This window comes from Myxococcus sp. AB036A (assembly GCF_006547355.1).
In the GTDB taxonomy this organism is placed as follows: Bacteria; Myxococcota; Myxococcia; order Myxococcales; family Myxococcaceae; genus Myxococcus; species Myxococcus virescens.
Genome location: NZ_VHLC01000112.1, coordinates 19,044 through 27,141, shown reverse-complemented (window position 1 = coordinate 27,141; position 8,098 = coordinate 19,044). Strand labels below are relative to the sequence as shown.

The 8,098-nt window shown below is 69.5% G+C and carries 8 protein-coding genes; 3 read left to right on the top strand and 5 right to left on the bottom strand.

Annotated elements, in window-relative coordinates; translation table 11 throughout:
* On the top strand, nucleotides 1-774 hold a 774-nt coding region (locus FL344_RS39485), incomplete at its 5' end, for a hypothetical protein (protein WP_228565527.1).
* Nucleotides 775-778: 4 nt separating this feature from the next.
* On the opposite strand, the gene FL344_RS32215 is transcribed toward FL344_RS39485, so the two are convergent.
* The 5 genes from FL344_RS32215 to FL344_RS32195 all read right to left on the bottom strand — a co-directional run bounded on the left by FL344_RS32215 (nucleotide 779) and on the right by FL344_RS32195 (nucleotide 5,272).
* A complete protein-coding gene (locus tag FL344_RS32215) occupies nucleotides 779-1,969 on the bottom strand; it encodes a pyridoxal phosphate-dependent aminotransferase (RefSeq protein WP_011553419.1) in 1,191 nt (396 codons plus the stop codon).
* A 47-nt stretch (nucleotides 1,970-2,016) separates the two neighbouring features.
* Complete coding sequence (gene coaD / locus FL344_RS32210; RefSeq protein ID WP_011553418.1) at nucleotides 2,017-2,499, bottom strand: pantetheine-phosphate adenylyltransferase; 483 nt, start codon at nucleotides 2,497-2,499, stop codon at nucleotides 2,017-2,019.
* A 45-nt stretch (nucleotides 2,500-2,544) separates the two neighbouring features.
* A complete protein-coding gene (gene rsmD / locus FL344_RS32205) occupies nucleotides 2,545-3,102 on the bottom strand; it encodes a 16S rRNA (guanine(966)-N(2))-methyltransferase RsmD (protein ID WP_141593862.1) in 558 nt (185 codons plus the stop codon).
* Between the two features lie 25 nt (nucleotides 3,103-3,127).
* A complete protein-coding gene (locus tag FL344_RS32200) occupies nucleotides 3,128-4,162 on the bottom strand; it encodes a hypothetical protein (RefSeq protein WP_194863331.1) in 1,035 nt (344 codons plus the stop codon).
* A 105-nt stretch (nucleotides 4,163-4,267) separates the two neighbouring features.
* Complete coding sequence (locus FL344_RS32195; protein WP_141593860.1) at nucleotides 4,268-5,272, bottom strand: cation diffusion facilitator family transporter; 1,005 nt, start codon at nucleotides 5,270-5,272, stop codon at nucleotides 4,268-4,270.
* A 116-nt stretch (nucleotides 5,273-5,388) separates the two neighbouring features.
* On the opposite strand from FL344_RS32195, the gene FL344_RS32190 reads away from it, so the two are divergent.
* Nucleotides 5,389-6,975 (top strand): sigma 54-interacting transcriptional regulator, encoded by a 1,587-nt coding sequence (locus FL344_RS32190; protein ID WP_141593859.1) that lies wholly within the window; start codon nucleotides 5,389-5,391, stop codon nucleotides 6,973-6,975.
* Entirely contained in the window at nucleotides 6,972-7,913 is a 942-nt protein-coding gene (locus FL344_RS32185) for an alpha/beta fold hydrolase (protein WP_141593858.1), read from the top strand. Before FL344_RS32190 ends, FL344_RS32185 begins: the two co-directional genes overlap by 4 nt.
* Nucleotides 7,914-8,098: the final 185 nt, after the last annotated feature.

Sequence of the window (8,098 nt, the reverse complement as noted above, 5' to 3'; positions counted from 1 at the left end):
CAGCCCCCGCCGCCCGCGGTGACGGCCCCCACGCCCGCGGAACCCACGCCCGAGGCGGAGCCCAAGCAGGCCGAGGCGGAGCCCAAGCAGGCCGAGGCGGAGCCCAAGCAGGCGGAGGCGCCCGCGACGCCACCGGCCGCTGAAGCGCCCGCTGCGCCGGCTCCCTCTGTGGCACCCGCCAAGAAGAAAGGCACCGCCGCCACCAAGAAGGCCGAGGCCGCGGCCCCGAAACCCGAGGCCCCCGCCGCTCCGAAGTCGGCAGCCGCCGCCGAGTCGCCCCGCGCGGCGCCCACACCGCCCCCTGCGGACGCACCGCCGGTCGAACTGCCTCCCGGATTTGCCGACTTCAAGCGCGACGCCATCCCGGAGGCGCCGCCGCTGTCCCCCGAGGAGCAGATCCGCAAGGACATCCAGGCGGACGCGCGCTTCCTCCTCCAGTCCCTGCTGACGGGGGACGTCCGCACCGCCTCGAACGAGCTGCTCTACCCCTTCAGCCTGGAGGCGGAGCGCTACGCCACGCCGGAGGAGCTGGTGTCGGCGTGGGTGAAGCAGTTGCGACTGAAGCGCACGGACCTCATCACCCTCTATGACGTGGAGGTGATGCCGCTGGAGGCCATGGAGAAGAAGTACGGCAAGGCGCCCGCGCGGCTGGGGTTGGACCTGCGCAACCCCAAGGACGTGTGGACGGCCGTGGGTAACATCTCCGGCCGCCCCGCCGTCCTCGTCTACCGCAAGTACCGCGACGAGTTCCGCGCCTTCGCCTACACGGACTGAGCGGTCAGCTCAGGGCCTTGACCAGCTCACCCAGCCGGGCAAGGCCCTTCTGCAGCACCTCGCGCGAGGTGACGAAGCTCATGCGCACGTAGCCTTCTGCGCCGAACGGCTCACCGGGCACGGCGGCGACGCGGAAGTCGTCGAGGAGGATTTCCGACAGCTGCATCGCGGACGTCACCGGCTTGCCCTTGTACGACCGGCCCAGCAGGCCCCGCACGTCCGCGAAGGCGTAGAAGGCGCCCTCGGGCATCCGGCAGCGCACGCCGTCCAGCGCGTTCAGTCCCGCGATGAAGAAGTCACGGCGCTCGCGGTACTCCTTCACCATGGCGGCGATGGTGTCCGGCGGACCCTGCAACGCCGCCAGCGCGGCCTTCTGGCCAATGGAGGAGGCGTTGGACGTGGACTGGTCCTGCACCATCTGCATGCCGGCCAAAAGCGGCTTGGGCCCGGCGACGTAGCCCATGCGCCAGCCCGTCATGGAGTACGCCTTGCTCATGCCGTTCACGACCACCAGCCGCGGCACCAGGTCCGGCGCCACGTCGCTGATGCCCAGGCGTTCGTCGGTGTAGAGCAGCTTCTCGTAGATGTCGTCCGTGACGATGAGGCAATCGTGGGGCCGCAGCACCTCCGCGATGCGCTCCAGCGCCGCGCGCGAATAGACGGCGCCGGTGGGATTGCCTGGGCTGTTGATGATGACGGCGCGCGTGCGCGGCGTGAGCGCGCGGCGGATGGCGTCCGGGTCCGGCGCGAAGCCGTCCTCCTCGCGCGTGGGGACGATGACGGGCGTGGCGCCCGCCAGCCGCACCATGTCCGGGTAGCTGACCCAGAAGGGCGCGAAGATGATGACCTCGTCACCCTCCTCCAGCGCCGCCTGACAGAAGTTGTAGAGGCCCTGCTTGCCACCGGAGGTGACGAGCACCTGGTCCGGCGTGTAGCGCAAGCCGTTGTCCCGCTCGAGCTTGGCGCAGATGGCCTCGCGCAGCTCCGGGATGCCGTTGGTCGGGGTGTACTTGGTGAAGCCCGCTCGCAGTGCGTCCACCGCGGCCTGCTTCACATAATCCGGCGTGTCGAAGTCCGGCTCCCCCGCGGCCAGGACTACTACATCCACACCCTTGGCGACGAGCGCCTTGGCGCGCGAGTTGAGAGCGAGCGTCGGAGACGGCTTGATGGCCTGGAGCCGGTGAGCGAGTTTCATGTCCCCTGCCTAACGCGGAGCCCCACGCTGGACAAGGGGACTGCCTGCTACTTCCGTCCAGCGAACTTGGCCTTCAAACCTTCGTGCACGTTGGGCGGCACCAGCCCGGTGACGTCCCCACCGAAGGAGGCCACCTCCCGGACGAGGTTGGAGGAGATGTAGAAGTAGTCCTCCCCCGTCATCATGAAGACGGTCTCCACGTCGGGCGCCAGCTTGCGGTTCATGTTCGCGAGCTGGAACTCGTATTCGAAGTCCGACACCGCCCGCAGTCCGCGGACGATGACGCCCGCGTTGCGGCGCCGCACGTAGTCCACCAGCAGACCGTGGAAGGCGTCGACCTCCACCCGGTCGTCCTGGACGGCCTCTCGAATCAACGTGAGCCGCTCCTCCTCGGAGAAGAGCGGTGTCTTCTTCGGGTTCACCGCGATGGCCACGATGAGCCGATCGAACATCTTCAGGCTGCGCTGAATGAGGCTCAGGTGCCCGTTGGTGAGCGGATCAAAAGAACCAGGATAGATGGCGACCAGCATGTGCCGGGAAGTCTCGGATGCCCCCGGGAGCCGGTCAAGGACTGCTCACGGCGCCCGATAGAAGCTCACCAACGTGTCCCCGAAGCGGCGCTGGTCTTCCCGGTCAAGCCCGGCATGTGTGTCCGGCGCCGCCTCGCGCTTGTCGTGCTCCACCACCACCATGCCAGAGGGGGTCAGCAGCCCGGCGGCCACGATGCCGTCCAGCACCGTCTCCACCACGCGCGCGGCATACGGCGGGTCCGCGAAGATGAGCTCGAAGCGGTCGCCCCGCCGCTTCAGCGTCTCCAGCGCCCGGGCCACCGGCGAGGACAGCACCTCCACCTGCCCGGCGAGCCCCACGGCCTGCGCGTTCTCACGGCAGAGGGTGAGCGCCTCGCGGTCCTGGTCCACCAGCACCGCCTGCCCCGCGCCGCGAGACACGGCCTCCAGGCCCAGCGCGCCGGTGCCGGCGTAGAGGTCCAGCACCCGCTGGCCGTCCAGGAACTGGCCCAGCACGTTGAAGAGCGTCTCCCGGACGCGGTCGGCCGTGGGACGGATGTGAAGGGACGAGGACTTGGGGCCGGCCAGGGCGCGGCCCTTGGCGGTGCCTGCGACGATTCGCATGGGCCCCTTCTACACCGCTCCGGCCTCAGTCGCCCCGCTTCTCCGCCAGGAAGCGCAGCGACGCCTGCCCCGTGCGCGTGGCGCCCAGCGCGGCCAGTACCTCGGTGGCCTCCATGAAGGCCAGGGCCTCCAGCTTCTCCCGCGCGGCGTCGTCCAGCGGCGGCAGTTGCTCCTCTAGCACGCTCAGCAGCTGGCCCGCGGGCAGCCCGGCGGCAGTGGCCTTCTCCTCCACGCTGGCGCGGACTTCCGGGGGCCACGCCCCCAGCGCGAGCCGCTCGAAGCCGCCCACGCAGTCCACCTTGCGCACGCCCGCCGCCACATAGGTGGGCAGCCCGCCGGCCAGCGCCGAGCCCGCCTCACCCACCGACAGCACGGCGTCGTACTCCGCGGCCAGCTCCACCAGGCTCCGCAGCAGCCGCACGTCCGGCTCGCCCTCACCTAGCGCGGACTCCGGCACACGGACGAAGTCCACCGGCACCTTCCACTGCCTGAGGCCCTCCAGCAGCGTCCGGTACGCGTCCACGAACCCGCCAGAAGCGGCCGGTCCCGTCAGCTCCAGCGCCAGCTCGCGCTCGGTCACCGGCGCCACCAGGGCATTCACGGCCTCCACGGCCTCGTAGGAGTCCAGCCGGGACAGGTCCAACGACACCAGCGAGAAGCCGGCGTCCACCACGCGGTAGATGCCGTCCTTCAGGGCGTCCAGCGTGTCCGCGTCCGCCCGGGCCACCCGAATGGGCCCGGCCTGGAGGAACAGGGGCCGCGCGTGTTCAGCCTCGGCGGCCGCCTGGTGCGCGGCCACGACGAAGCGCTCGGGCGCCCCTCGGTCAGACAGCGGGTGTGGGCAGGCCAGCCCCAGCACGGCGTCTTCCGACCGGGCCGCGCGCAGCAGGCCCGGCAAGGCGCCCTTCGCTTGCACCGGCAGACACGGCAGCGCCACCGGCGCCTCCGCCAGGGCACGCAGCAGCTCCCGGGGATTGAGCAGCGGAACGCGCGAACCCGCGCCCACCCGCGCCACCGTGTTCCCCGGCCGTAACGTCAGCACCTTGTCCAGCACGTTCATGGAGCGCGGAGAATCATCCGCCCGCGCCGCCCGAGGCAAGGCGAAGCTGCTGGGAGCGTCCGCTGGGGCACGCGGACGGGGTGCCCCGGCCGGGCCCCAGGGCCGTCAGTGGACCTCGCCCAGGTGGGAGTAGGTCTCGCTCTCGATTTGAATCGTGGTGTGGTCGATTCCGAAGCGGTCGTACAGGTCGTGCTTCACCGCGGAGAGAATCTCGTCGTTGTTGCAGACCATGGGGTCCTGCACCACCAGGTGCGCGGACAGCGCGTACACGCCGCTGGAGATGGTCCAGACGTGCAGGTCGTGCACCGCCGTGACGCCCTGCGCGCGCAGCATCAGCTCCTTGATTTGCGCCAGGTCCACGTGCGCCGGCACCGCCTCCATCAGCACGTCCACCGCGTCGCGCACCAGCCGCACCGCGCCGATGACGATGACGATGGAGATGACCACCGAGATGATGGGGTCCACGACGTACCAGCCCGTGTACGCCATGATGCCCGCGCCCACGAGCACGCCCACTGACGACAGCGTATCCCCCAGCACGTGCAGGAAGGCCCCGCGCACGTTCATGGAGTGGGAGCGGTGCAGGAACCCCAGCGCGCCCAGGTTGGCCAAGAGGCCCACCGACGCCACGATGGCCATGGGCCCGATGTCCACTTGCGCCGGCGAGCGCACCCGCTCCCATGCCTCATAGAGGATGAAGCCGGTGATGCCCATCAGCAGCACGCCGTTGAGCAGCGCGCTGAGGATCTCCATCCGGTAGTAGCCGTACGTCTTCTTCACGTCCGCCGGCTTGCCCGCGAACCACAGCGCCACCAGGCTCAGCGCCAGCGCGGAAACGTCCGTCAGCATGTGGCCCGCGTCGGACATCAGGGCCAGCGAGTTCGTCAACCAGCCGCCCACCGCCTCCGCCAGCGCGATGGTGGCCGTCAGCACCAGGGCGAAGATGAGCCGGCGCTTGTCCTTCTTCCGCTCCTCCGCCAGTCCGCCCCTCCGGGGACCGTGCCCATGGCCGTGCCCATGGCCATGATGATGATGGTGGCCATGCCCGTCGCCGTGGTCGTGCTCGTGGCCATGCCCGGATTCACCGCGGGTGTAAGGGGAAGTAGTCACGGGAGTGAGGGGTGCGGCTAATGCCCAGTCATGAGGTATGAGAGGCCGGGAATCTGGCTGCCGCCAGGCCCGGCATCCCCTGCTCCGGAGCGTGGGGAGACGCGACGGAGGTGGGGATGGACTACGGGAAGCATCTGAACCTGCACACCATCATCATGCTCAGGGATGTCATCCGCAAGTGGTGGCAGGTCGAGCTGACGTTCGCGGACCGCCACGGCGTGGTGCATGAGTGGCAGCGCGGGGAAGTCAGCCCGCCGCCGAACGCCTTCTGCCGTGCCGCCCTGACCTCCAAAGAGGGCTTGCGGCGCTGCGGCCAGTCCGTCCGAGTACTGAACGAGAAGTTCAAGGCCAACAAGAAGGTGCGCCGCTCGCTCATCCACGACTGCCACCTCAACTTCAGCATCGTGGGCGCCCCCCTCTACATCGCCAACGAATACGAGGGGTTCCTCTTCGTCGAGGGCTTCGCCCGCCAGCCTCTTGACGCGCGCGAAGCGGAGGTCCTCAAGTCGAAGGTGCGCCAGTTCGCCCCGCAGCACGTGGCCCTGGACGGGTGGAGCGAGCAGGTTCCCGTCCTGGACGGCGCCGAGCTGAGCAAGCTGTCCGACCTGCTCGAGTGCGCGGCGAATGAAATCGCCAACCACGAAGCGGCGGAGGCCTCCCGCCAGGAGGACGGCGCGCCCGGGTCGTCCCGTGAGCTGAGCGACCGCTACCGCTTCGAGAAGATCATCGGGCGCTCCGGGCCCATGATGGAGGTGTTCCGGTTGATGGAGAAGGTGGCCAACTCCGACTCCACCGTCCTCATCAATGGCGAGTCCGGCACCGGCAAGGAGCTGGTGGCCCGCGCCATCCACCTCAGCGGCCCGCGCGCGCAGCAGCCCTTCGTGGTGCAGAACTGCTCCGCCTTCAACGACAACCTGCTGGAGAGCGCCCTCTTCGGCCACACCCGCGGCGCCTTCACCGGCGCGCTGCGCGACAAGAAGGGCCTCTTCGAGGTCGCCGACAGCGGCACCTTCTTCCTGGATGAAGTGGGCGACATGTCCGCCGCGCTGCAGGTGAAGCTCCTGCGCGTGCTCCAAGAGGGAACCTTCCTGCCCGTGGGCGGCACGCAGCTCAAGGAGGTCAACGTCCGCGTCATCGCCGCCACCCACAAGGACCTGAGCGAGCTGGTGAAGCGGGGCGAGTTCCGCGAGGACCTCTACTACCGCATCAACGTCATCCGCGTGCAGCTTCCGCCCCTGCGGGAGCGGCGCGACGACATGCCCGTCCTCATCGACCACTTCCTGCGCAAGCACCACCGCGAGGGCCAGCGCGCGCGGGGGCTGGACGCGGAGGCCCTGGCCATCCTGGGCGCGTACGCGTGGCCGGGGAACATCCGCGAGTTGGAGAACGAAATCGAACGCCTGCTCGTGCTGGGGGGCGACTTGGAGTCCATCCCGGCAGAGCTCATCTCCAGCCGCATCCGCGACGCCGTGTTGCCCGGAGGAGGCCCCTTCATCTCTCCGCGCGCCCACGGCAAGCTGCACGAGGCCGTGGAAGCCCTGGAGCGGGAGATGATTCAGCAGGGACTGATGCGCACGCGCTACAACAAGAGCCGGCTGGCGCGAGAGCTGGGCATCAGCCGCTCCAACCTCATCTTGAAGATTTCACGCTACGGCCTGGACAAGGGCCTGCCCGAGGACGAGGCGGAGATGGGCGACGCATGAGCCCCGGCACGCGGTACTTCCACCAGGACCGCCTGCGCGTCCCGGATGGCGCGCAGCTGTATTACCAGGTCCAGGGCGACGGCCTTCCGGGCATGGTCTTCTGTGACGGCCTGGGCTGTGACGGCTTCGCCTGGAAGTACCTGGCGCCCTACCTGGTCCGGAACCACCGCGTGCTGCGCTGGCACTACCGGGGCCACGGCCGCTCCACCGTCCCCGAGGACCGCTCTCGCATCGGCATGCTGTACACCTGCGATGACCTGCGGCGGATGCTCGACGCCGTGGGGATGGAGCGCGTCGTCCTCTTCGGCCACTCCATGGGCGTCCAGGTGGCGCTGGAGTTCCAGCGCCGCTACGCCCAGCGCGTGTGTGGGCTCGTCCTGGTGTGCGGCAGCTACGGCAACCCGCTGGACACCTTCCACGACTCCACCGCCCTCAAGCGGGCGTTCCCGCTCATCCGCCGCGTGGTGGAGCGCTACCCGGAGCAGTCCGCCCGCATCATCCACACGGTGCTGCGCACGGAGCTGGCCGTGCAGCTGGCCATCACCCTGGAGATGAACCGGGAGCGCATCGCCCGCAACGACCTGGCCCCCTACTTCGACCACCTGGCCCGGATGGACCCCGTCGTCTTCGTGCGCACCCTGGAGTCCATGGCCGAGCACAACGCGTGGGACCACCTGCCTCATGTGGACGTCCCCACGCTGGTGGTGGCGGGCGGCCAGGACAAGTTCACGCCGGGTTGGATCTCCGAGGAAATGGCCGACCGGATCCCCGGCGCCGAGCTGGAGCTCATCCCCGAAGGCACCCACACCACCCCACTCGAAGCCCCCGGGCGGGTGGAGGCCCGCGTCGAGCGCTTCCTCCGGGAGCGACTGAACGTGCGTACCGGCGCCCCCTCACCCACGCCTACACCGGCCGTGAGTCCTCCCGCGGGCCCCTGAGCCCCCCGGAAGGGGCCGGCCCCCTGGCGTTGTTCATGGATGACAGGAGCGAAAACCCGCTCGCACGAACGCTGGGCTTCCGGCTGCATTGCAGGGGACGCACTCGCGGCATATAAGCGCCGACCTCCCGGGTTCCGGTGGGGTTCGGAAGCCCCGGCGTCCTCGGGCGTTCCCCACCTGCCATC

What these genes read in the sequence shown, in the direction of transcription:
- FL344_RS32215 (WP_011553419.1), bottom strand. Translation starts at nt 1,969, where the DNA reads ATGAAACTCGCTCACCGGCTCCAGGCCATCAAGCCGTCTCCGACGCTC.
- coaD (WP_011553418.1), bottom strand. Translation starts at nt 2,499, where the DNA reads ATGCTGGTCGCCATCTATCCTGGTTCTTTTGATCCGCTCACCAACGGG.
- rsmD (WP_141593862.1), bottom strand. Translation starts at nt 3,102, where the DNA reads ATGCGAATCGTCGCAGGCACCGCCAAGGGCCGCGCCCTGGCCGGCCCC.
- FL344_RS32200 (WP_194863331.1), bottom strand. Translation starts at nt 4,162, where the DNA reads ATGAACGTGCTGGACAAGGTGCTGACGTTACGGCCGGGGAACACGGTG.
- FL344_RS32190 (WP_141593859.1), top strand. Translation starts at nt 5,389, where the DNA reads ATGGACTACGGGAAGCATCTGAACCTGCACACCATCATCATGCTCAGG.
- FL344_RS32185 (WP_141593858.1), top strand. Translation starts at nt 6,972, where the DNA reads ATGAGCCCCGGCACGCGGTACTTCCACCAGGACCGCCTGCGCGTCCCG.